General features: G+C 66.1%; 18 protein-coding genes and 2 tRNA genes. 6 read left to right on the top strand and 14 right to left on the bottom strand.

Translation table 11 applies throughout. From position 1 onward, the window contains the following. Positions 1-4: 4 nt before the first annotated feature. Positions 5-583, top strand: a complete 579-nt coding sequence (locus tag D9M09_RS08125) for a hypothetical protein (RefSeq protein ID WP_162995610.1) — start codon at positions 5-7, stop codon at positions 581-583. Continuing rightward, entirely contained in the window at positions 576-1118 is a 543-nt protein-coding gene (locus tag D9M09_RS08130; RefSeq protein ID WP_121669016.1) for a hypothetical protein, read from the top strand. The genes D9M09_RS08125 and D9M09_RS08130 overlap by 8 nt, the downstream gene beginning before the upstream one ends. Here the strand turns inward: D9M09_RS08130 and dbpA are convergent. The 6 genes from dbpA to D9M09_RS08160 all read right to left on the bottom strand — a co-directional run bounded on the left by dbpA (position 1105) and on the right by D9M09_RS08160 (position 9124). Next, a complete protein-coding gene (dbpA, locus tag D9M09_RS08135) occupies positions 1105-2529 on the bottom strand; it encodes an ATP-dependent RNA helicase DbpA (protein WP_121669017.1) in 1425 nt (474 codons plus the stop codon). The two genes, D9M09_RS08130 and dbpA, sit on opposite strands and share 14 nt — an antisense overlap. A gap of 111 nt (positions 2530-2640) precedes the next feature. Further along, positions 2641-2877 (bottom strand): hypothetical protein, encoded by a 237-nt coding sequence (locus D9M09_RS08140; protein ID WP_121669018.1) that lies wholly within the window; start codon positions 2875-2877, stop codon positions 2641-2643. A 334-nt stretch (positions 2878-3211) separates the two neighbouring features. Next, entirely contained in the window at positions 3212-4876 is a 1665-nt protein-coding gene (locus D9M09_RS08145) for an acid phosphatase (protein ID WP_121669019.1), read from the bottom strand. Between the two features lie 116 nt (positions 4877-4992). After that, the gene (locus D9M09_RS08150; RefSeq protein ID WP_240453586.1) at positions 4993-7455 is read right to left on the bottom strand and encodes a TonB-dependent siderophore receptor; all 2463 of its coding nucleotides are present in this window, start codon (positions 7453-7455) and stop codon (positions 4993-4995) included. 141 nt (positions 7456-7596) lie between these two features. Continuing rightward, a complete protein-coding gene (locus D9M09_RS08155; RefSeq protein ID WP_121669021.1) occupies positions 7597-8604 on the bottom strand; it encodes a FecR domain-containing protein in 1008 nt (335 codons plus the stop codon). Between the two features lies 1 nt (position 8605). Further along, positions 8606-9124: a sigma-70 family RNA polymerase sigma factor gene (locus D9M09_RS08160; protein WP_070223815.1), complete on the bottom strand. Its 519-nt coding sequence runs from the start codon at positions 9122-9124 to the stop codon at positions 8606-8608. 278 nt (positions 9125-9402) lie between these two features. Between D9M09_RS08160 and D9M09_RS08165 the strand changes: the two genes are divergently transcribed. Further along, positions 9403-10017 carry a hypothetical protein gene (locus D9M09_RS08165; RefSeq protein ID WP_139143036.1) on the top strand — a complete coding sequence of 205 codons (615 nt, stop codon included), beginning with the start codon at positions 9403-9405 and terminating at the stop codon, positions 10015-10017. 70 nt (positions 10018-10087) lie between these two features. Here D9M09_RS08165 and D9M09_RS08170 read toward each other — a convergent pair. The 5 genes from D9M09_RS08170 to D9M09_RS08190 all read right to left on the bottom strand — a co-directional run bounded on the left by D9M09_RS08170 (position 10088) and on the right by D9M09_RS08190 (position 12798). Next, positions 10088-10164, bottom strand: a tRNA-Met gene (locus D9M09_RS08170). Positions 10165-10308: 144 nt separating this feature from the next. Beyond that, positions 10309-10385 (bottom strand) — tRNA-Met (locus D9M09_RS08175). Between the two features lie 56 nt (positions 10386-10441). Beyond that, on the bottom strand, positions 10442-11620 hold the full coding sequence (locus D9M09_RS08180; protein WP_162995611.1) for a methyltransferase: 1179 nt from the start codon (positions 11618-11620) through the stop codon (positions 10442-10444). Positions 11621-11678: 58 nt separating this feature from the next. Beyond that, the gene (locus D9M09_RS08185; RefSeq protein WP_121669023.1) at positions 11679-12527 is read right to left on the bottom strand and encodes a hypothetical protein; all 849 of its coding nucleotides are present in this window, start codon (positions 12525-12527) and stop codon (positions 11679-11681) included. Positions 12528-12588: 61 nt separating this feature from the next. Continuing rightward, a complete protein-coding gene (locus tag D9M09_RS08190; RefSeq protein ID WP_034755039.1) occupies positions 12589-12798 on the bottom strand; it encodes a hypothetical protein in 210 nt (69 codons plus the stop codon). 178 nt (positions 12799-12976) lie between these two features. On the opposite strand from D9M09_RS08190, the gene D9M09_RS28860 reads away from it, so the two are divergent. After that, complete coding sequence (locus D9M09_RS28860; protein ID WP_162835746.1) at positions 12977-13144, top strand: hypothetical protein; 168 nt, start codon at positions 12977-12979, stop codon at positions 13142-13144. A 142-nt stretch (positions 13145-13286) separates the two neighbouring features. Here the strand turns inward: D9M09_RS28860 and D9M09_RS08195 are convergent, their stop codons facing one another. The 3 genes from D9M09_RS08195 to D9M09_RS08205 form a co-directional block, all read right to left on the bottom strand. Continuing rightward, positions 13287-17045, bottom strand: coding sequence for an AAA family ATPase (locus D9M09_RS08195; protein ID WP_121669024.1), 3759 nt, complete (start codon positions 17043-17045; stop codon positions 13287-13289). Positions 17046-17061: 16 nt separating this feature from the next. Next, positions 17062-18288 carry an exonuclease SbcCD subunit D C-terminal domain-containing protein gene (locus D9M09_RS08200; protein WP_121669025.1) on the bottom strand — a complete coding sequence of 409 codons (1227 nt, stop codon included), beginning with the start codon at positions 18286-18288 and terminating at the stop codon, positions 17062-17064. A gap of 171 nt (positions 18289-18459) precedes the next feature. After that, positions 18460-21480, bottom strand: a complete 3021-nt coding sequence (locus tag D9M09_RS08205) for a PAS domain-containing protein (protein ID WP_240453587.1) — start codon at positions 21478-21480, stop codon at positions 18460-18462. A gap of 273 nt (positions 21481-21753) precedes the next feature. On the opposite strand from D9M09_RS08205, the gene D9M09_RS08210 reads away from it, so the two are divergent. Then, positions 21754-22125, top strand: coding sequence for a YajD family HNH nuclease (locus tag D9M09_RS08210; RefSeq protein ID WP_034755042.1), 372 nt, complete (start codon positions 21754-21756; stop codon positions 22123-22125). A gap of 18 nt (positions 22126-22143) precedes the next feature. Then, a complete protein-coding gene (locus tag D9M09_RS08215) occupies positions 22144-22812 on the top strand; it encodes a response regulator (protein WP_070221401.1) in 669 nt (222 codons plus the stop codon). Positions 22813-22822: the final 10 nt, after the last annotated feature.

Below are 22822 nucleotides of genomic sequence, written 5' to 3' on the forward strand. Positions count from 1 at the left end.
TGCCGTGAAGCGTGCTGTGTTGTTACTCAGTTGTTGCCTGGCCTTTTCTGCCGCCCGCGCGGCCAGCGAGTGTCCGGGCTTTCCCGTGCTGGCCACGTCCGGCGAAGCGCTGCTGGCGCAAGTGCGCGCGCTGCCGCCCGTCGGCATCGACCGCGAGCGGCAGGCGTGCGCGCCGGCGACCGTCATCGACTTCGCCTACAGCGGCGGCACCTTGTGCCGCTTTGGCGGCGACGAGGGGACGGCCGATGCCGCGACGGCCGCCGTCACGCGCCTGGCCGATGGCGGCGAACTGGTCGAATACCTGTATCTGTTCCCGTACGCACCGGCCACGCACGCGCGTTTGCTGGCGCTGCTGGTCTCGCGTTTTGCGCCAGTCGACAAGGCGGCCTGGCCGGCCTTCCTGCAACGCGCCGCGCCAGGCAAGGAAACCACGGCCCTGTTCACGCATGGCGGCTACTATATTTCGCTGGGCAAGCCCACCGCAGGCGATCCTGCAGAATGGTATTCGAACGTGATCTTTGAAAAGATGGATCAACCTGCGCTGGGCGTGCGCAAGGTATGCCGGGAGGAGCGCGATGGCTGAAGCGGATGCCTTTCCGGCGGCCTTGGCCGGCACTGTGGCGCAGCTGCTGCCCGCGCTGGGGAGCGGCCGGACACACCCGCCATTTGCCGTGTGCCAGGATGGCGAGGCCTTGCTGATCCCGGCGCGCACTTACTACGACAGTGAGCGGCTGCTGGCCTGCACACGGCTGCCCGGCGACGCGGGCGTGATCGCCCTGTGCCTGGGCACGCGCCACCATGACGGCCATCTGCGCGAAGCGTGTGCAAGGCAGTTGCTGCTGCAGGAACGGGCGTGGACGGTGCCCTTCGTCGTGCACCTGTGCGGCGAATACGTGCTGGAGATTATCGAGGTCATTGGCGCGGCGCTGCCGGCCTGGAATGCCGATGCACTGGCGCGCTACCTGCGGGAGAATCCCGCATATCTCGATACGCTGGAGCGGCGCAGCATCAGCTACTGGAGCTGTTATTACCGCCGGGAGTATCCCGTGTGGGACAGCTATCCGGGACGCAGGACCATGGCGGCCCTGCGTACCTTGCAAGGCCTTAGGCCTCGATAAAGCGCATCTTGAAGCTGCGGCCCTTGATGTTGCCGAAGTCGCGGCCCAGGGTATTGCCTGCGTTCAGGCGCTTGAAGGCCGCTTCGGCCACCTTGCGGTCGAGCGCCACGTAGGTCATGAACTCGAACACGTTGATCTTGCCCACCTGCTCCTTGGTCAGACCAGCATCGCCCGTTAGCGCGCCCAGCAAGTCGCCCGGACGCAGCTTGTCCTTCTTGCCGCCCATGATGCACAGGGTGACCATGGGCGCCGGCAGCGCCTCGATCCCGTCATCTTCCGCCAGTTCCTTCAGGTCGTGCCATTCGGCGGCGCTGTTCTGGTATTGCTCGATCAGCTTGACCCATTTCTTCTCGTTCGGCGCGCACAGCGACAGGGCCAGGCCCTTCTTGCTGCCGCGGCCCGTGCGGCCGATGCGGTGGATGTGCACTTCCGTGTCTTTCGAGACGTCGACGTTGATCACGGCGCCCAGGTCGGAAATATCGAGGCCGCGCGCGGCGACGTCGGTGGCCACCAGCACGGAGCAGCTGCGGTTGGCGAACAGCACGAGGATTTCATCGCGTTCGCGCTGTTCCAGCTCGCCGTACAGGGCCAGAGCGGAAAAGCCTTGCTGGCGCAGTTCCTCGGCCAGCTCGCGGCAATGCACCTTGGTGTTGCAGAAAGCCAGGGTGGACTCCGGCTTGAAGTGTTTTAACAGCTTGCCGACGGCGCTGTTGCGCTCGTCGAAGCCGATTTCATAGAAACGCTGCTCGATCTTGTCGTTGTCGTGCTGCGCCTCGACCGTCACTTCCAGCGGATTGACGAGGAAGGACGCCGTGGCGCGGCGGATGTCTTCCGGATACGTGGCCGAGAACAGCAGGGTCTGGCGGCGCGCCGGGCAGGCGCTGACGATGCCCGCGATTTCCTCGTAAAAGCCCATGTCCGTCATGCGGTCCGCTTCATCGAGCACCAGGGTCTGCACATGATTCAGATTGATGGTGCCGCGGCCCAGGTGGTCGCGCAAACGGCCCGGCGTGCCGACGACGATGTGGGCGCCGTGTTCCAGCGAGGCGATTTGCGGGCGCATCGGCGCGCCGCCCGTCAGGGTCAGGATCTTGATGTTGCCCGCCGCGCGCGCCAGGCGGCGCAGCTCATTGGCCACCTGGTCGGCCAGTTCGCGCGTGGGGCACAGCACCAGGCCCTGCACGGCAAACCAGGCCGGATTGAGCTTGTGCAGGATGCCGATGCCGAAGGCGGCCGTCTTGCCGCTGCCCGTTTTCGCTTGCGCGATCAGGTCGCGGCCATCGAGCACCGCCGGCAGGCTTTGCGCCTGGATGGTGGTCATCTCGTGGTAGCCGAGCGAGTCCAGGTTGGCCAAAAAGGCGGGCGTCAGCGGCAGGCTGGAAAAAGAGGTGGTGGCAGTGGTGGTGTTCATAAAGGGCGGAGCCGGTAAAAAGCGGGTGGATGGGCACAGTCTACAGGCGTTCTACGCCCTTGTGCGGATGGTGGTGTGGAAGCCGGCGGCAAACGGCCGCCGGCGTGGGTACTAATTATCTGGCGCCCAGATGGGCAAGCCGGTGAGATCGAGGCCGGCGTCGCGCGTCCATACGGGCAAGCCCGTGGCGTCGGTCGGCTCCAGCAATTCGAGCTGCACCTGCTTCAGCGCCGCCTTGCGCACGCGCGCGCGGCGCTGCGGCTCCGGCGCCGGCTCTGGCGCCTCGAGCACTGGCGGCGGGCCGAAACCGGGCAAGTCGATGGTGGCGTTGTCTTTTTTATCTCTCATTTCTGAACCTCTGGCCCCTGGCAGCGAAAAAACGGCGCCGGGGAGCGGGCAAAAAGCTGTCCGCTGTGTGAATACGCTTTAACTTCATCCACAAAACAAAAGCCCGGCTACTGGAGTCGGGCTCATGGTTGGGATAACCTGCAGGAAAACTTGTCCTGCGGATTTAAGTGCGGCACGCAGTGTATCACAGGCGTGCCGCACCGTGGGTGGCTTATAACGCCTGACAAAACCGTAGCGAGCGGCAGTGAGTTGTGGCTGAGAAGCGCAACTGTGCTTTAGCACAGTGAGCATCGCAGGCCGCAAATCGCGACGCGCAGCAGGTTTTGGATGGCGTTTAGCGGAAGCTCAGGGCGCCCGTCAGGTCACCCGGCGGCAACGCGCCCCGTGCCGCGAAGGCATCGTTGCGCACTTTCAGGCCTTCGAGCAGCGGCAGGTCGTGCAGGCGCGTGATCAGGCGCAGGATCGACGTCGTGTCGTAGAAACTGTGGTCGACGGCGCCTTTCTTCGCGTACGGCGAGACGACGATGGCGGGAATGCGCGTGCCCGGACCCCAGCGGTCGCCCTTTGGCGGCGCCACGTGGTCCCACCAGCCGCCGTTTTCGTCGAACGTGATCACCACGATCATGTCCTTCCACTGCGGCGATTCCTTCAGATGCTGGATGACGTTGGCCACGTGCTGGTCGCCCGACTCGATGTCCGAATAACCCGCGTGCAGGTTCAGATTGCCCTGCGGCTTGTAGAAGGTCACGGCCGGCAGCTTGCCTGCCACGGCGGCGGCGAGGAATTTGTTCGAGATCGGGCTGTCGCCCGTGCCGCCGTCGCGCAAGTGCTCGGCGCGCGCGGCCGTGCCGGGGGCGAACTGCTTGAAGTAGTTCAGCGGCTGGTGGTGGAACTGGAAGTTCGGCTTGCTGCCGCCGCCCTTGTGGTCGAGCGCCGCTTGCCAGCCGCCGCCATACCACGCCCAGCTGACGCCCTTGCGCGACAGCAGGTCGCCGATGGTGTCATAGGTTTGCGGCGGCAGGGTATTCGCGTCGGCCGGGTCGGCGTGCAGCGGGTCGCCGTCGAAGGCAGGGCGAATGTAGCTGGGCTGGTAGGGCGGCGCCATGGTGTTGACGGCATAGCCGTCCGGCGTGATGGCGCCGTCGTTCACGTATTTCGGCTTGCCGTCCAGCGCCGAGGCGGGGCACTCGGGAGACAGGGCCAGGCGCACGCCTTGCGGGCCGTCGGCCAGCACGGCGATCTTTTTCTTCGCTGCCGTCTCGGCAGCATTGAAGTATTCGTTGGCGCGGCCCGTGACGAGGAACTGGTGGTTCATGTAGGAGCCGCCGAAGGCCGCCATGAAGAAGTTGTCGCACAAGGTGTACTGCTCGGCGATCTGCCACAGGTTCAGGTTTTTCGACGTTTCGCCATAGTGGCCCATCACCAGGCCGCCGCTGTCGGCCCACGCGGCGAAGCCGTCGTTCTTGCCGCCGTTGATCTGCATCTGGTTGTTATAGAAGCGGTGCACGAGGTCGCGCGTGACGATGCTCTCGGGCAGGGGCTTGCCGGCCGCGTCGCTCAGTTTGTAGGGAGCGTTGGGCAGGCCGGAAATCTGCTCTTCCTTGATCAGGTAATCGATGCCGCCGATGTTTTGCTGGTTCGGCACCAGGCCGCCCCAGATCTTCGGCAGGGTTGCCAGCGGCTTGCCGTCGCGGTCCAGCTGCTGCGCCTGTTCCGCGGTGACGGCGGACAGGGGCGCGCTGGTGCCGGGGAAGTTGGCGAACAGGTTGTTGAAGCTGCGGTTTTCCAGATAGATCACGACCACGTTCTTGACGTGCGCCTTGAGTTTCGCGTCGAGCGAACCCTTGGCGATGGTCTTCCTGGCTGGTGCGGCGTCGGCCAGCGCCGGCAGGCTGGCGGCCAGGCCGACTGCGGACGCAGCCTGGAAAATGCGCCGGCGCGAGGGATTGGCGGGTTGGTCGGCCGGATCGGCTGGCAGGGCGGGGGCGAGGTCCTTCACACATTCTCCTTGGGTGTCTCTATGGGCACGGGCGTTGGCGGCAATGGCCGGCAACGCCCGTGAAGCGGGAAAATTGTATCACCGGCCCTGCGCCCCTGTGAAATATTCGGCCTGCCTTAGAACTGGTAGCGCACCTTCAGTGCCACCTTGCGCGCCGGGCCATACATGCTCGAGTACCACCAGTCCGACACGGAAGCCGTGTACTGCTTGTCGAACAGGTTGGCCACGTTCACGGTGGCAGAGAGCTTGTCGTTGACGTCGTAGCGCGCCATCAGGCTGGCCACCGAGTACGCCTTCTGTTCCCAGTGCAGGGTACTGTTGATCTGCCACGCGTCGATGTCGGAATACACGCGGCTTTGCCAGTTCACGCCGCCGCCCACCGTCAGGCGATTGAACTCGCCGGGCAGGCGGTAAGTGGTCCACAGTTTCACCAGGTGGCGCGGGAAGGTGGTCAGGATCGCCTTGCCGGTATTGTTTTCCGTCTGGCTGTAGGACCACGCAGCCGAGATGTTCCAGTCCGGCGTCAGCGCGCCCGTCGCTTCCAGATCCACGCCCTGGGTCCTGGCGCCCTTGATGGTGCGGTTGGCGGGATTGTTCGTGCCAGGGACGGTGTAGCCGGGGTCCGATTCGGCCAGGTTGCTCTGGCGGATCTGGTACAGCGCGGCGGCCGTGTTCAGGCGGCCATCGAACCAGCCGCTCTTGATGCCCGCTTCAAAGGTCTTGCCCTCGCGCGGCGCCAGCAGCTTGCCGTAGCGGTCTTGCTGGGCTTGCGGCTGGTAGATGGTGGAATAGCTGGCGTAGGCGCTGTGCGTGGCGTCGATGTCGAACACCAGGCCGCCATACGGCGTGAAGACGCGGCTTTCCGAGGCTGGCGACGCGCTGTAAAACGGCACGGAAGGCGCGTCCGAGATGTAGTTCTCGCTGTAGCGCAGCACCTTGGCGCCGGCGATCAGTTTCAGGCGCTCGGACAGGTTGAGGCGCGTGGCGGCATACGCGCTGGCCTGGCGGCGCGTGCTGTCGTAGGTGACGTAGGTATCGCCAAACACGGGCGTTGCCAGGCGATTCCAGCGGTACAGGTTGACGCCGCTGCCCTGGATGCTCCAGTCGAAGCGGCCATCCGTCTTGCTCTGGAATTGGCTGTAGTCCATGCCCAGCACCAGTTCGTGCTGGCGGCCGAAGGCGCTGAACGGCCCGCGCACGTTGACGTCCACGCTGTTGACCTTCAGCTGGTAATCGCGGTAGTCGGCGCTCAGGCCCAGGCCATCGCCCGTGGCCTGGTCGGGGAAGCCAGCGCTCACGTTCATGTAGACGGCGCGCTCCTCCTGCGACGACTGCACGCGGTTGGCCGAGATTTTCAGCTTCCAGTCGTTCGCCAGCGCGTGTTCCAAGGTGACGAAGATGTCGGTTGAATTGGTGTTGAAGCGATTCGACCTGGCCGCCGGGCTGAAGGAGCGGGGCAGGTCCGTCATGACGCCATTGCTGTAGAACAGGGGGAAGCCCAGGTAGGAGAGGGAACCGTCCGAGCGCTTGCGCTGGTGCGTCACGCCGGCCGTCAGCTTCGTGTCGCTGGACAGGTCCGCCTCGACCACGCCGTAGACCACTTTCTTGTCGCGGCTGTAGCCGTCGATGATGCTGTCGCCTTCCTCGTACACGGTCACCAGGCGGCCGCGCACCGTGCGCGCCTCGTTCAGCGGACCCGAGATGTCGGCCATGGCGCGCCGTTCATCGTAGGAGCCCAGCTCGCCCTCGACGGCGGCCTGGAACTGCGCCGTCGGTTTCTTGCGCACCATGTTGATGGCGCCCGACGCGTCGCCCGCGCCCGTCATCAGGCCCGAGGCGCCGCGCAGCACTTCGATGCGGTCGTACAGCGCCATGTCGGCCAGGCTTTGCGACGGTATCGCGTCGAGGCCCAGGTTTTCCGAATGCGTGCTGACGCCGTCGAGCTGGTAATTGGTGATCGAATAGCCGCGCGAGGTAAAGCCCGTGCGCTCGCTGCCCAGCGAGAACAGGGTGATGCCCGGCGTTTGCGCCATCACTTGCGCGATCGTGCTCAAGCCCTGGTCCTGCATGCGCTGCTGCGTGATGACGCTGACCGACTGCGGCGTTTCCCTGATCGACAGGCCCAGCGGCGTGGCCGTGGCGATCGGCAGGGTGGAGACATACGCGCCCGAGCCTTCGGTGGCGTCCTGCTGCGCCTTGACCGATACTTCCGGCATCATGGCGATGGCCTCCGCGCCGGAATCCGCCTGGGCCTGGGCCGGGCGCAGCACGTAGCTGCCATTCGCGCTGCGCTCGGCCTTCAGGCCCGTGCCGCGCAGCACGCCGTTCAGGGCGGCCAGCACGTCGTGGCGGCCGCTCAAGCCGGCCGACGTCTTGCCGCGCGTCTGCTCCGGCGTGAAACTGAGGATGACCCTGGACTGGCTGGCGACCTGGCGCAGCGCCGCCGCCAGGTCGCCGGCCGGCACCTGGAAGTCGAGACTGGCCGCAGCGGCGGCCGCGCTTTCCTGCGCTAGGGCTGGCGCGGGAATATTCAGCAGCAGGGCCGAACCGATGAAGACGAGCTGGATGGCATACGCCATGGGTTTGATACGCGGCTTGGAATGAATGGCAGGAGACATGGTTACCTTGTGGTGTAGTCGTCAAAAAGAACGTTGCCTACACAGGTCACGCGAGAATCGAAAACGGGTACCTTTTTTTTGCACTGGCGTCAAAATACATGTTCAGCGCTGCCGCCGCGCTTCCACCTGCACCCAGTAGCGCGTGCGCAGGCGCACGTCCACCGGCAGGGAATCGGGCAGCGACAGCAGCACGGCGTCCAGGTCGGCCAGCGGGAAGACGCCGGAGATGCGCAGGCCGGCCACCGCGTCGTCGCAGCCCAGCAAGCCGTGGCGGTAGCGGCTCAACTCATGCAGGAAGTCGCGCAGCGGCATGGCGTCGGCCAGCAGCAAGCCCTGCCGCCAGGCCCAGATGTCGGGCGAGACGGCGTGCGCGGGCACGATGCTGCGCGCGGTCATGCCGCCGCCCTGGCCGGCCTGGATCACGAGACTGCCATCGCCCTGGCACGGCATCAGCCGCACGGCGCCTTCCTCGACGGCGACCAGCGTGCTGCCCTCGGCCTGGCGCACCGAGTAGCGCGTGCCCAGCGCCTGCGCGTGGCCGTGCGCCGTTTCGACGAGGAAGGGGCGGTAAGGCCGGCCCGTTTCGCGGGCGGTGGCGATGAAGACTTCGCCCCGCACCAGTTGCAGCAGCCGCTGCGTGTCCGTGTAGCGGATGTTGACGGCGCTGCCGCTGTTCAGATGCAGGCGACTGCCGTCGGCCAGGGTCAGCTCGCGGCGTTCGCCCACGCCGGTGGACAGGTCGGCCAGCGCGGCGCGGGCCATGCCGGGCGCATATTCCGAGCGTGCGCCGAACCAGCCCGTGATGCCGATGGCCGATACCCACGCCAGCAGCCGCAGGCTGCCGCGCCGCGAGACGGAACGCGAGAGGGGACTTTGCAGCAGCGCCTGGCGGCTGGCTGGCCCATCGAGTTCGCGCAAGCCGCCGCTGACGCTTTCGATGTGACGCCATGCCCGTTCATGGTCCGGGTGCGCCTGGCGCCACTGCTGCCACGCCGTTTTTTCCGCCGGCGTCGTTTCGCCGCTCATCAGGGTGGTCAGCCATTCGGTCGCTTGCATGGCGACGGCCAGGTCGATGGGCTGGCCCTGGGCGTAGACGGTGGCGCCGCGCATGTCAGGGCGCGGCAAAATCGGGCACGGCAAAAAAGCACAGCAAGTTGGCCTTGCTCAGGTATTTTTTGACGGAATGCGTGGTGGTGCCCAGTTCGGCGGCGATCTCGGCATAGCTCATGCCGTCCAGGTGGGCCAGCAGGAAGGCGGCCCTGGCCTTGGCGGAGAGCCGGTCCAGCGCGCGGTCGATCAGTTGCAGCGATTCGAGCAGGATGGACATCGCTTCCGGCGACGGTGTACTCGCTTGCGGCTGGTGCAGCAGGGCGTCGAGGTAGGCGCGTTCCAGTTCTTCGCGCCGGCAGTGGTTGGCCAGCAGGCGCTTGGCGATGGTAGCCAGGAAAGGGCGCGGCTGCGCGATCCCGGCACTGCTGCGCGCAACGAAGATCTTGAGGAAGGTATCCTGCGCCAGGTCGCCCGCCAGCCCCGCATCGTGCAGGCGGCGCTTCAGCCAGTGCAGCAGCCACGAGTGGTGCTCGGCGTACAGGGCCTGGAATTCGGACGGCGGGGAAGGGGCGGACAGCATGCGGACGGGATGGAATATCTTAATCTAAATGAGAATTGTTCTCATAATAGCGCAGCGGCGCGCACCAGGCAATCAGGAAAACGCGGCGTTGCTGAAATGCGACTGCGCGCCCGGGCCGCGCGTGGCGCGGGCTTTGCGCCTGCGCACGGCAGATGTAAAAGTTTCCTTGGCGCAAGCTTTCATGTGAGAAAATGGGGTTGGCCATGTGGAGCGGAGCAAAAAAAATGATGTGGATGGTTGGCGGTGTCCTGGTTCTTCTGGTCGCCAGATTTTTATGGTTGGCCTATTTCCATCGGGTCAACGCGATGTCGCGCCAGGCGGAAGTGATGAACTGGATCGACATCGGCCGGGTGTCGAATGCCGATGGCGGCAAGGATATTCTGTTGGCGAGAAACGAGCGCGGTGCCCGGATCGACTGGCGCACGGGCGAAGTCTGGCTGATGAACCCCAAGGTGGGCGAGCCGTTTGCCGATTTTCTCGCCGTCGAGCGCTGGCTGACAATGCGCGACATGCCGGCGGCGAACAAGCCGGCCGCCGCTGCGCCTGCGCCAGTGGCGCCGGAGCCGGAAGCGGCGCCCGACGCCGGCCCCGTGCGCGATACCTTGCCTGCTTTCCAGCAAAAGGTCGATGCATGTTTGGCCAAGGCCGAGGGCGGACAGGAATTGCTGGAAACGAAGCAGGCGTTCGAGGCGGGCAGCGAGCCTTATCTCGAGGCGTCGACGGAATTGAGCAAGACCGCGCTGGAGCTGGAAGTGTCGCCCGCCATGGTGGCCACGTTTCATATCAGCGCCTTTGCCGCCCTGGCTGAAACGGCTGGCGCCGACAAGCTGGAACGGGTGGCGGCCAGCCTGCATGCGGCGGCCAGGCAGATCAGGGCCAGCGTCACCGCGTAACAGCATGGGCCCGGCCCGGAATGAAAAAAACCGCTGACTCCCTTGCAGGCATCAGCGGTTTTTTATGTATTGGTTGCGGGGACAGGATTTGAACCTGTGACCTTCGGGTTATGAGCCCGACGAGCTGCCAGACTGCTCCACCCCGCAGGCGAATTATAACCGAGTTTGCTGCATTGCGAAAGAGCGGATGGGAATGAAGGATATTTGGCTTGCAGGATGGCCATTGAGATACTGCACCGCAATGGGAAAAGCCGCTGATTCTCTTGCAAGAATCAGCGGCTTTTCGGTATCTGGTTGCGGGGACAGGATTTGAACCTGTGACCTTCGGGTTATGAGCCCGACGAGCTGCCAGACTGCTCCACCCCGCAGGCGAATTATAGCGGGGTTTGCTGCAATGCGCAATGGCCGGGTTTCAGACCCTCGATTACGCCGCCGCCAGACGCCACAGCGAGGTGATTTCTTTCGAGCGGGCCGCGTGCAGGCTGTCCGTGGCGTCCTGCGCGCGCGGGTGCGTGGGTTTCACGTCCAGGCGGTCGACGACCTTCAAGCCCGCTTGCGCTATCCATTCGAGCAATTGCGCGCGCGGGCGCAGACCCAGGTGCTCGGCTAGGTCCGACAGGATCAGCCAGCCTTCACCGTTGGCTTCCAGGTGTTCCGCCAGGCCGGAAAGGAAGCCGCGCAGCATGCGGCTGTCCGGATCGTAGACGGCGTATTCGATCGGCGAGCTTGGGCGGGCCGGCAGCCATGGCGGATTGCACACGACCAGCGGGGCGCGGCCGGCGGGGAACAGGTCGGCCTGCACCACCTCGACCTTGTCGATCAAGTCGAGGCGGGCGAGGTTTTCGCGCGCGCAGGACAGGGCGCGCGGGTCCTGATCGGTGGCGACGATGCGCTTGACGCCGCGCTGCGCCAGCACGGCGGCCAGCACGCCCGTGCCGGTGCCGATGTCGAAGGCCAGGCTGGCGCGCGCGGGCAGCGGCGCTTCCGCCACCAGGCCCACGTATTCGCCGCGGATGGGCGCGAATACGCCGTAGTGCGGGTGGATGCGCTGGCCCAGGGCCGGCAGATCCACGCCCGTGCGGCGCCATTCATGCGCGCCGATCAGGCCCAGCAGTTCGCGCAGCGAGGCGACGAACGCTTCCTCGCCACGGCCGTATGCTTCATTGCAAGCCAGTTTCACGTCCGGCGCGCGGCGCAGCGGGATCGTGTAGTCGGCGTCAAAAGGCAGCAGCAGCATGGCCAGGGTGCGGGCGCGCTGCGACTGCGCCTGGCGGTGCAAATGGAAGGCTTCCGTGGCCGATGGTTCGGGTTTCGCCAGCTTGGCGGCCTTGGCCTTTTTGCTTGGTTTGTCGTTCTTGTGGTCGGCGCGCCGCGCCAGTGCCTGCAGCAGCTGGCGCGCGTTCTGGAAGTCGCCGCGCCACAGCATGGCCGTGCCTTCGCAGGCCAGGCGGTAAGCCTGGTCGGCCGTCGTGCGGTCATCGGCGATGACGACGCGCTTGGGCGGCGGCATGCCGCTTTCCGAGCGCCAGCGGGCCGAATGCTCGGCGCCGTTTTCGCTCCAGTGGATCTGCGGATGAACGGTAGGGGAAGAAGTGTCGGACATGGATTTCAATCGATAGAAGGGGGCGCGCGGCATGGTCGCCTGCGCAGGCCGTCTTCCATTATACGTCGCTGGCCGTGCCGTTAGCAGTGTCCGTGCCATAGGCGAGTGCCAGCGCGCGGGCGCGTGCCTGGTCTTCCGGCGTCGTTTCCACGGCTTTCTGGTCGGCTTTGACCGCCGCGTCCGGCTGCACCAGCTTGAGCAAACGCAAGCTCAGGCTGCCTGCCAGGTCGCCATCCTTGCCGCTGGCGCTGGCGCCATCGGACGTGCCCTGATAGAGATTGCTTTGCAATTGCTGGCCCAGCAGCTTGAACAGGTCGTGCAGATTGCCGCCGAAGTGCGTGGCGGGCAACTCTTTGGCGGGCAGGGCGCCGTCTTCGGATGATGTGGCTTCCGGCGTTTCGCCTTGCGTTTGCTCAAGCACGCCCGCGCTGATGTTCGATTGATATTGCACTTCCACTTCGAAGTCGAAGGTTTGCCCATCGGCCGTCGTGATCTTGCCCTTGCCGATGAAATGGGCGTTTTCATCGAGGCTGAAGGCGGCCGCGCGGCTGCTGGCGCCTGCGCCCGAGACGCTGGCGCTGCCGCTGCTGAAACTGGAACCGGCTTGCAGGTCGACCGAATCGAAGGCGACGGTGGCGCCGTCGCCGAACAGCTGGCGCGTCATGTTGGAGAGAAAATCCTGCGCCACGTCGACGGTGGCGTTGCCCAGCGCATCGGTCCGTTGCGACAGCCCCTTGGCCGACAGGTCCAGGCCATTCTTCGACAGCGCGACCACGTCTTGCGCCGTGCGCTGCATCAGGGGCGAGCCGGCCAGGCCCGTGGCGCTGCTGCCCGTGCGGGACGGTTGCTGGCCAGCCAGCGTAGTCGAGGCGGGTTGACGGCTGGCGAGGGCGGGAAGCTGGGACATGGTCGGTTCTATATGGGCTGTGTACCGTAATTAACGACAACAATCGCCCAGACTTTAACCATTAGTGGTGGTGCGACCAGCTACCGTCCGCCGACTCCAGGTAAGACTTGACGGCATCGGCCTGGCCCGTGGCGTGGCGCTTGAGTTCGCCGCATGCGCAAATGCCCTGGTAGGGCTGGATATGCGAGCAGGCGGAGACTTTTTGCAGGTAGACCTGCATGGATTTGTGACATTTGACGCACTTGAAGGTGAGGCTGCGGGCGGCTTTCATGGGGCTCCTTGAACTGTTGCGGGGCGTAGCGGGTAGTTACGCGAAGGCGGCGATTTTAACGCACTCCGTCCATCGTTACACGTTGTTGCATCTGCGCCACGCGCAGGTCAACTGAATCCGTGCCATGACGTTGAGCGTATATAGGAGGTCGTCTGACCGCCATTGAAGAGGTAGCACCATGGACAAGCATGACAAGGAAAAGCCTGTACAGCCCGCCAAGGAGCTGGTCAGGAAGTGGCTGAAAGCGGAGCTGGAACAGCGCCGGCCCCCGCCCGATCCCGAGCAGATCCGCCGCGAACTGGGCTGGGATATGCTCAGGCTGTGCCGGGAGCCGGCCAGCCGCTAGCGGTTTACAACGCCTGACAAAACCGTAGCGAGCGGAAGTGGGTTGTGGTTGAGACGCGGAACTGTGCTAAGCACGGGGCCGCCGAGGCAGTGAGCATCGGAAACCGCGACCCGCGACGCGCAGTAGGTTTTGACAGGTGTTCTTAGCGCACCGTCACCACGCTCTTACCGCCTGAACCGGGCTGCACGAGGATGCGGGTGGCGATGCGCTCCGTCATTTCCTGTACGTGCGAGATGACGCCCACCTTGCGGCCCATCGCTTGCAAACCGTCGAGCGCGTCCATGGCCACGCGCAGGGTTTCCGTGTCGAGGCTGCCGAAGCCCTCGTCGATGAACAGCGATTCCACGCGCACGCGGTTCGAGGACAGCGAGGCCAGGCCCAGCGCCAGGGCCAGCGAGACGAGGAACGATTCACCGCCCGACAGCGAATGCACGGAGCGCAGTTCGCCGCCCATGTCCTGGTCGCGCACCATCAGGCCCAGCGACGGATTGTTCGGGTTGTCGATGCGTTCGAGCTGATAGCGGCGCGCCAGGTGGTTCAGGTGCGCGTTGGCATAGCCAAGCAGCACTTCCAGGGTGAATTGCTGCGCGTAGTTGCGGAATTTCTTGCCGTCGGCCGAGCCGATCAGTTCATTCAGGCTGGCCCAGCGCCGCTCGATGACGGCTTGCGCCTCGATCTGCGCCAGCATCGCTTGCGCGCTGTGGCGCCGCGCATCGTCCTGCGCGATGGCCAGGCGCAACCGCGTCGCTTCCTGGTTGGCTGCCTGGCGTTCCAGCAGCAGCGCGTCGAGCGCGGCCTGCAGCACCGCCACGTCCATTTCCAGGGTCTCCGGCGGCTGCTGCACATGCGCCGCCAGCTGCTGCCGGCGCTCGGCCAGCACGGAAACGGCCGCCGTGTGGCGGTCGGCGATCGCTTGCAGGGCGTCGCGTTCGGCGCGCATGGCGTCCGGTGCGATGGCCAGATGCGCGCGCAAGGCGTCCATGTCGGCGGGCGCATGGGCCGGATGGGCATCCTGGAACTGGCGCAGCCAGCCGTGCAGGGCGGCGCTGGCGCCGTGTTCCTGTTCACGCTGGGCAGCCAGGCGCTGCGACAGCTGCACGCACGCTTCTTCCAGGCGCGTGCGCTGATGGCTGGCCGATTGCGCCGCCGTTTGCTGCTGCGTCAGCAGCTCTTTGGCTGCCGCGATGGCGCCTGCCAGCGCGCGTTCGACCTCGGCCACGCTCCGGCCCTGCCATAGCGCGTGGCGTTCCGCCTGCATTGTCGTGCGCTGCTTGTCGGCGGCGGCAAAGACGGCGTGGGCTTCCTGTGCCGCTTGCTGCGCCTTGGCGGCAGCCAGCAGCGCCGCTTCCAGCTGCGCGGCCAGGGTCGCCAGCGCGTGGCCGCGGTGGTCCTGCTCCGCCTGCTGTTTCAGCCATTGCCGGCTTTCTGTTTCACGCGCCGCGCGGAAGGCGGCCGGGCCGGCGCGCCAGCTGTCTTTCCAGTCCTCGGCGCCGTCGGCATCGGTGAACGCGCCATCGAGCTGCGCCAGCAAGGCATCGAGCGCGGCGCGCGCCGTCTCTCCCTTGTCGGCGTTGCCCGCTTGCTGCGCTTGCAGTTGCGCCAGCCGCGCTTGCGCATCGGCGACGGTGCTTGTGCAGCGCGCGTGCTCGCTGGACGCCAGTTCATGCGCCGCCTGCGCCTGTTCGCGCCGCGCGCCGGCCTGGCGCAGCGCCGTTTCCTGCTGCGCCAGCGCCTGCAAACCGGCCGCATTCGCCGCCAGCTGCTGCGTGAACCAGTCCGTGCGCTGCTTTTCCGGCGGCAGTTCCAATGTGTCCGCATGCGGCTGCCACTGCGCATTCAGGCTGTCGATGGCGGGCGGCAGGGCCGCCAGTTCGGCATCCGTTTGCGCCTGTTCGCGCGCCGTCGCGGCCAGCGCCGCCCTGTGCGTGGCCAGTTGTTCCAGATTGCCGCGCGCTTGCGTGCGGCAAGCCAGCACCTCATCCTGCAAGCTGGCCAGCATCGCCTGCAAAGCGTGATCGGCGTGGCTGTACGGGTGTTCCAGCGCGCCGCAGACGGGGCAGGGCTGCTCGTCCTGCAAGGTCGCGCGCAGCTGTTCGACGCTGGCCGCGCATGCCGCTTCCGCGCCCTTCAAGGACTTTTCCGCCTGCGCCAGGCGCGCTTCCAGCAGCGGCGTTTGCGCCGCTGCCGCCGCCAATGCCGTACTTTCCGTTTGCGCGGCCTGCGCCAGCTGGGCCGCCCTGGCTTGCCAGTGCGCCAGCGCCTGCTGCTGGCGTGTCAGTTCGCTCCAGGTTTTTTCCGCGCTGGTCAAGATGCGCGCGTGCGCCTCCAGCTGGCCGCGCTGTTCCTGCAGCGCCTGGCCATCGATGGCTTGCACGAGCGCCTGCGCCTCGCGCCGCGCCGCATCGCGCACGGCCAGCGCGGCAGCGGCGCTGGCCAGCGCCGCTTGCGCCGCCTGCGTGGCGTCCAAGGCCAGGCGCACCTGCTGTCTTGACTCGGCCATGCTGGCGTCGGCCGCATCGGCTTGCGCGGCCGCTTGGCCTGCCTGGGCAAACAATTGATCCCACAACTGCCACGCTTGCGCCAGTGCCCGCCACTGCTGGTGCGATGCCAGCCACAGACGGCCCGCTTCCTGTTCCGCCTGCGCGGCATGCTGGCGCTGTTGCAGTGCCTGCAGCGCGGCGCGCGCCGCCTCGTTGGCCTGGTCGGCGGCCAGGGCGCCGTCTTGCGCCTGGCGGTGCGCCGGCAAGTGTGCCGCAATGCCGGCATCGAGCGCCTTGGCCTGATCGAGCAGGGGCGCCGCATCGCGCTGCGCCGCTTCACTGGCCAGCAAGGCCGCTGTCGCCTGCTGCACGGCCTGCGCCAGTTGCGCTTCGGCGGTGATGGCTTGCGCTGCCTGCACGCGCGACGCTTCCAGCGCGGCGCCGCTGCCGGCGATGTCGCTGGCCAGGCGCGCCACGTCGTCGATCAGGGGCCGCGCCGGCTGCAGCAATTCCCACTGCGCCAGCGCCGCGCGGCGTTCTTGCGCAGCGGCGCGTTCGGCATCCGCGCTATCGAGCGCCTTTTGCGCGGCCGTCACCTGGGTTTGCAGCTTGTGCGTCTCCTGGTGCCAGCGCTGCTGCAGTTCCAGCACCGCCTTGCGCAGGTCGATGTGTTGCAGCGTGGTTTCGGCCGCGCCGCACAGCGCCTCGGTGTCGCTGCGCTCTTGCGGCGACAAGGGCCGCTGGTCGGCCAGTTTTTCGCCCAGGCGTTCAAGGATCTGCTTTTCCTTCTTTGCCCGCTCGAAGGCGCGCATGGAAATGTCGGTATAGATGCTGCTGCCCGTCAGGGTTTCCAGCAATTCACCCCGTTCATTGTCTTCCGTCTTGAGGAAGGTGGAAAATTCGTTCTGCGCCAGCAGCACGGCGCGCGTAAACTGGTCGAAGGACAGGCCGATGCGCTTTTCGATCTCTTCCTTGACTTCCGTCTTGGTGCCGCCGATCGCTTGCAGCGCGGGCAACTGGTGCAAGCTCATGGCGGTCGCCTGCAGCGCCCCTTCGGCTTTGGTGCGCGAGCGGCGCACGCTCCAGCGCGCGCGGTAGCTTGCGCCGTCGTTGCCGACGAAATCGACTTGCGCGTAGCCGTCCGGCGTGCCGCGGCGCAGCAGGGTGCGCGTATCTTGCGCGTTGACGGTTTCCTTGCCCACGTCGGGCAGGGCGCTGCCCCGTCCAAGCACTTTCAGCAGGCGCGGCGTGGCGTCGTACAGGGCCAGGCACAGGGCGTCGAGCAGGGTGCTCTTGCCCGCGCCCGTGGGGCCGCTGATGGCGAACAGGCCGGCGGACGCCAGCGGCTCCTGTTGGAAGTCGACTTCAAATTCACCGGCCAGCGAAGCCAGGTTCTTGCCGCTGATGTTCAGGATTTTCATGGTTTTTCAGGAGTGTTCAAGCGCCGGGCAGCAGCAGTTCGGCCAGGGCCGAGAGGAGTTCGGGTGGCGCTTCCTTGGCGTATTTTTGCTGGTACAGGCGGCGGAAGATGTCGTCGGGCTGCAGCTGGCCCAATTGGTCGAGCGTCATGTTCTCTGGCGCGCTGCTGCGCGCGGCGCTCGACGTTTCGATCTTCGCCAGGCGCACGCTCTTGCCGTCGAGCGCCGTTTCGATGCGCGTGCGCAGGCCAGGTTCGGGCGCCTCGAGGCGCACGCGCACTTCCAGGAACGGCTGCGCCTCGGCTGGAGCGTCCGGCACGTCGAGGGCGGCCAGCTGTTCCAGCACTTCGGCTATGGGCGCCGGTGTGGCGGGTACGCGCAGCAGGGGCACGGCGCGCGGCACCTCGATGGCGCGCACGGATTGCAGCGCTTCGCCATCGATGTCGAGGCACAGCACCTGGTGGCGGTAATTCACTTCCGCGAACGACAGCGGTATCGGGCTGCCGCAGTAGCGGATGTGCTCCTGGCCGCCCACGGCCTGCGCCTTGTGCAGATGGCCCAGTGCCGCATACGCGATGGACGTATCGAAAATCCCCGAGGGCAGCATTTCCGTGCCGCCGATGACGATGCGCCGTTCGGAATCGTTCGACATTTCGCCGCCCACCATGTGGCAGTGGCCCATGGCAACGATGGCTTGCCCGGGCTGGCGGCGCGCCAGCGCCAGGTCGGTCAATTGGCGGTACAGCAGGGCGATGCCGCCCAGGTAGGCATCCTGGGTGTCGCCGGCCGGCAGTTTCGGCACGTCGCCGGGGCGCAGGAACGGTACGGCCAGGCACCAGGCTTGCACTTGCCCATCGTTGCCGGTAAGCGGTAGCAGCAGGCGTTCCAGGTCGATCTGGCCATCGTCGCCGCGCAGCACATGGCCGATCACGTGCGTGCCATGCGCGGCCAGCAGGGGGCCGGGTGCTTCCAGCCGTCCCGCCGAATCGTGGTTGCCGGCGACGACGACGAGTTGCAGCGCGGGCAGGCGCGCGCGCGCCTGCTGCAGGAAGACATATAACTGCTTTTGCGAGGCGGCCGATGGGTTGGCGTTGTCGAACACGTCGCCCGCCACCAGCAGCACGTCGACCTGCTCCATCACGAGCGTGTCGAGCAGCCAGTCGAGGAAGCGCTGGTGTTCGTAACCCCTTTCAAAATTGTGCAGGGTCTGGCCCAGATGCCAGTCGGAAGTGTGCAGCAGGCGCATGGTGTGGCAAGGGTAGGGAAGACAGGCGCCAATATAGCTGAAATGAGGCAGGTACTGGAGAATTGAACGAATTTCGAAGAGCGTTTTCGATTTTTATCGATACATCCAGAGTGCCTGAAAAACGTTCAGGGCAAGGCACTGCAACGCAGCCATGGACGTTTTCTCAGGTACTCAAGTCGTCAGCACGCCGGCGCGATAGGTATTACGCCCATCCTGCTTGGCCTGGTACAGCAGCACGTCGGCCCGCTGCAGCAGCACGGCGGGGGAAATGTCTTCGTCGCGGTAGAAGGCCAGGCCGATGCTGGCGGAAATGCGCACGGTGATGCCGTCGAGTTCGAACGGCTGCCGCATGGCGGCGACGATTTTTTCCGCCAGCACGGCCGCGTCGTCGGGCCGGGCGATCTGTTCCATGATGATGGTGAATTCGTCGCCGCCCAGGCGGGCGATGATGTCGGTGGCGCGCATGGTCTGCGTCAGGCGCTGGGCGAAGGCGCGCAGCAGGGCGTCGCCCGTGCCATGGCCGTGCGTGTCGTTGACGGGCTTGAAGCGGTCGATATCCATGTACATGACGGCCATCAGGTGCTGCTGCCGGCGGCTCGCGTGCATGGCGTCGCTGAGCTTTTGCTGGAAGCCGGCGCGGTTCGACAACCCTGTCAATGCATCGACCTGGGACAGCTTCAGCAGCCGCTGTTTTTCGCGCTTTTGCACGGTGATATCCTGGCGCATCACGTGAAAACCCACGACCTGCAGCCTGTCTTCGCCGATCTGCGGGATGTAGATCACTTCCATGCAGCGCTCTATGCCTTCCTTCTCGTCTTCTTCCTCGAAGCTCAAGGTTTCGCCGGCCAGTACTCTTTCGATATATGGCGCCACCGTGCCGTAGCGCGCCTCGCCCACCGTGTCGCGCACGCTCTTGCCCAGCGCCTGCCGCCCCGTCAGGCCGAATTCGCGTTCATAGGCGATGTTCAGGAAGCGGTAGACCTGGTCGGCGTCGATGTAGGCGATCATGGCCGGCAAGGTGTCGGCGATGGTGCGCAGCCGCGCTTCGCTTTCCAGCAGCGCCACTTCCGATTCGCGCAAGGTGGTAATGTCGTCCAGGCTGCCCACGTAGCCGTCGATCTGGCCGTCGATGAGGATGGGGGCAATTTTGACGGAGACCCAGACCAGCCTGCCGTCGCGCTGCAGGCAGCGCAGGGTGGACTGGAATGGCGCGTGGCTGCGCGTGAGCTGTTCCAGCGCCACGTGCATCAGCGGATAGTCGTCCGGGTGCAGGGCGCTGGTCCAGCCGGCGCCCAGCGCGGCGGCGCGCGGCAAGCCCGTGATGGCTTCGAAGGTGCGGTTGACGTAGGTGCAGCGGCGCTGGCGGTCCAGGCGCACCAGTCCGAGCGGCGAAGCATCGTTGACGGCGGCCAGCTCGGCCTGTTTCTGGCGCAGTTCCAGTTCCTGCTGGCGGCGCTGCGAGATATCCTCGGCGATGCACAGGATATGCTCGACCTGCTGGCGCTCGTCGAACACGGGCACGGAGACGGCGCGCAGGTAGCGCAGGCTGCCGTCAAGCAGGCGCAGCGGCTTTTCCGTGTGGTCGATGACGCCGCGTTCGGCCAGGATGGCGCGGTCGTCCTCGGCGTCGTGCAGGCCGAAGCCGGGCGGAAAGGCCTGGCAATCGGTCTTGCCGATGACGTCGGCGGCCAGGTGGCCCGTGATGTCCTCGGCCGCCTTGTTCCACACTTCCATCCGGCCGAAGTTTTCCGGGCGCGCGCTTTTCACGTAGACCAGCACGGGCAGGTGGTCGATCAGCGACTGCAGGAAGCTGCGGTTGTCCTGCAGCGCCAGCTCGTCGTGCTTGCGCGCGCTGATGTCGCGCGAGGTGACGGCCACGCCGTCGGCGATCGGCACCACCTGGTGGCGCAGCCAGCGCGTGCCGCCCGACGCCAGTTTCAGCTCGAATTCATCCTCCAGCGGCTGGCCCGTTTCCATCACCAGCACGAAGCGCTTGAAAAAGCGCTCGCCGCGCAGCAGCGGCACGCGCGGCAGCACGCGCTGACCCAGCAGTTCGGAGCGCGGCTTGCCCAGCATATCGGCGGCCCGCTCGTTGATGTCGGCAAAGGTGAAATCTTCCACCGGCTTGCCCGGCGCGGGGCGCCAGGCTTTGAGCAGCAGCACGGCATCGAGGCTGGCCTGGTGCGCCGCGCGCAGCAGCGCCTGTGTTTCCTTGGCCTGGCGGATGCTGCGGCGCAGGCGCGCGCTCTGGCGCATCAGCAGCGCCGTAAAGCCGGCGATGAGCACGCTGGCGGCGAGCAGGGCGCCGATATACGCCAGGCGGCGGTGTTCGAAGCGCGTCAGGGCGACGGCCTGGCTGACGCCCACCACCGCCAGCAGCGGGTAGCGCGGCAGCTCGCGGTAGCTGTAGATGCGCGCCGTCGCATCGACGGGCGGTTCGATCAGCAGTTCCTCGGGCGCGTGCCGCGGCGGGCCCGGCATGCGGAAGTCGATGCGGTCGCTGAGGATCAATTGCTCGCCGATGCGCCCCACCGTCAGGCCGCTGTCGCGCGCCACCAGCATCAGCGCGCCATGCTCGTCGAGGTTCAGGCGGTCGTAGTCGTCGACAAAATACGTAGGGTCGACGTGGATGACGATGGCGCCCGCAAAGCGGCCCTGGCCATCGTTCAGGCGGCGCGCCAGGCGGATGGTCCAGTGCTTGCTGCCCGCGTCGAGCATGGGCGTGTCGACCAGGGCCGTGTCGGACGCATTGGCGGCCAGCGACTTGAAAAATGCCTGGCCGGCCAGGTTTTCCGGCAGATACGCGTTGGCGCTGTCGATCACGTCGCCGCGCGCGTCGACGAGCGCGATCGGCAGTTCCAGCTTTGATGGCAGCACGCTGTCGAGCAAGCCCTGGCGGCGCGTGAATTCATTGAGGCGCAGGGCGCCGTCCGTTTCCTCGTATTTGAGCTTGAACAATTGCGTGGCGTGATCGGTCTGGCGCAAGGTGAAACTGGTGTGGTCGGCCAGGGTACGGGCCAGCGACTGGCTGACGGCCACGGCGTCGCGCACGGCGCCGGCCCGTTCCTGGCCCACCTGGTACAAGACGGCCGCCCACAGCGCCAGCAGCAAGATAAGCGCGAACAGGGGTACCAGGCTGAGACGGTACAGGCGGCGGGCAAGGCGTTGCAGGGGTCTTGTTATCGCTATCACGGGCGCTTGCAGGCTAGGGTCATGGAAAGGTGAAGGGCGGCGTGGCGCGCATCATAGCCGAAATATGCTGACCTGCGCGCTGCCTGCTGCCCTAGCGTCTGTTCGTGGTCTGTCGCTGGGCTTATTTTGCGTTAAATCAAGAACCTGTGGTGCCGCGCACGCTAAAAAAAGCACGCCGGGGGCGGCACGGGCTGGCGCCGTGGCAGAAAAAGTACAATTGCGCCCCCATCCTCATTAAAATGGATGCTTCTTCCTCCCATATCGAAAGTTGTCATGCAGAGTAAAAAGCCCGACGCGGCAAGACTGGACAAGATCGTGGCCGAAGCGCGCCGCGCCGCCGACCAGCGCGAGAGCGGCTACCGCGAGCGCTCGCTGAAGATGTATCCGTGGGTCTGCGGCCGCTGCATGCGCGAATTTACGCGCGCCAACGTGCAGCAACTGACGGTGCACCACCGCGACCACAACCACGACAACAATCCGCCCGACGGCAGCAACTGGGAACTGCTGTGCCTGTATTGTCACGACAATGAGCACTCGCGCTACCTGGAAGCGGACCGTGGCGCCGGCCTGCTGTCGGCCGAGGTGGCGCCCGCCACGCACAATCCGTTTGCCGCGCTGGCAGGCCTGATCAAGAAAAAGGACTGAGCGGATCGCCGCTTCTCCATGCGCATCCTGCTGACCGAAGACGACCCGCAGCTGGGCCGCGCCACGCAAATCGGCCTGGAACAGGGCGGCTACGCCGTCGACTGGGTCACGAGCGCCGAACACGCGCACACGGCCGTGCGCCTGCACGACTACGGCTGCATCCTGCTCGACCTGGGCTTGCCGGGGCAGGACGGCATGCAGGCGCTGGGCATGCTGCGCGACAATGGCTACAGCGGCGCCGTGCTGGTCGTCACGGCGCGCGACCAGGTGGGCGAGCGCATCGCCGGCCTCGATGCGGGCGCCGACGACTTCATCGTCAAACCGTTCGACCTCGACGAGCTGGCCGCGCGCATCCGCAGCGCCTGCCGGCGTGCCGCGGGCCGCCTGCGCGAGCACCTCGTGCACGGCGACCTGGCGCTCGATATCGCGGACCGGCAGGTGACGCAAGGGGGCGTGCCCGTGATGTTAACCGTGAAGGAATTTCGCATTCTGCAACTGCTGCTGGAACATGGCGGCCGCGTGCTGAGCCGGGAACAGCTGGAGAAAAACCTGTACAGCTGGGGCGATGAAGTGGAAAGCAACGCCGTGCAAGTGCACATCCACCACCTGCGCAAGAAGCTGGGGCGGGACTTGATACGCACCGTGCATGCGGTCGGCTATTGCATCGACAAGCCCAAAGCGGCCTGACGGGAAAAAG

This window comes from Janthinobacterium agaricidamnosum (assembly GCF_003667705.1).
GTDB lineage: Bacteria > Pseudomonadota > Gammaproteobacteria > Burkholderiales > Burkholderiaceae_D > Janthinobacterium.

Bases quoted from the DNA above. Each gene is read 5' to 3' on its own strand.
- D9M09_RS08130 (WP_121669016.1), top strand. From the start codon at position 576: ATGGCTGAAGCGGATGCCTTTCCGGCGGCCTTGGCCGGCACTGTGGCG.
- dbpA (WP_121669017.1), bottom strand. From the start codon at position 2,529: ATGAACACCACCACTGCCACCACCTCTTTTTCCAGCCTGCCGCTGACG.
- D9M09_RS08140 (WP_121669018.1), bottom strand. From the start codon at position 2,877: ATGAGAGATAAAAAAGACAACGCCACCATCGACTTGCCCGGTTTCGGC.
- D9M09_RS08150 (WP_240453586.1), bottom strand. From the start codon at position 7,455: ATGGCGTATGCCATCCAGCTCGTCTTCATCGGTTCGGCCCTGCTGCTG.
- D9M09_RS08155 (WP_121669021.1), bottom strand. From the start codon at position 8,604: ATGCGCGGCGCCACCGTCTACGCCCAGGGCCAGCCCATCGACCTGGCC.
- D9M09_RS08160 (WP_070223815.1), bottom strand. From the start codon at position 9,124: ATGCTGTCCGCCCCTTCCCCGCCGTCCGAATTCCAGGCCCTGTACGCC.
- D9M09_RS08180 (WP_162995611.1), bottom strand. From the start codon at position 11,620: ATGTCCGACACTTCTTCCCCTACCGTTCATCCGCAGATCCACTGGAGC.
- D9M09_RS08185 (WP_121669023.1), bottom strand. From the start codon at position 12,527: ATGTCCCAGCTTCCCGCCCTCGCCAGCCGTCAACCCGCCTCGACTACG.
- D9M09_RS08190 (WP_034755039.1), bottom strand. From the start codon at position 12,798: ATGAAAGCCGCCCGCAGCCTCACCTTCAAGTGCGTCAAATGTCACAAA.
- D9M09_RS28860 (WP_162835746.1), top strand. From the start codon at position 12,977: ATGGACAAGCATGACAAGGAAAAGCCTGTACAGCCCGCCAAGGAGCTG.
- D9M09_RS08195 (WP_121669024.1), bottom strand. From the start codon at position 17,045: ATGAAAATCCTGAACATCAGCGGCAAGAACCTGGCTTCGCTGGCCGGT.
- D9M09_RS08200 (WP_121669025.1), bottom strand. From the start codon at position 18,288: ATGCGCCTGCTGCACACTTCCGACTGGCATCTGGGCCAGACCCTGCAC.
- D9M09_RS08210 (WP_034755042.1), top strand. From the start codon at position 21,754: ATGCAGAGTAAAAAGCCCGACGCGGCAAGACTGGACAAGATCGTGGCC.
- D9M09_RS08215 (WP_070221401.1), top strand. From the start codon at position 22,144: ATGCGCATCCTGCTGACCGAAGACGACCCGCAGCTGGGCCGCGCCACG.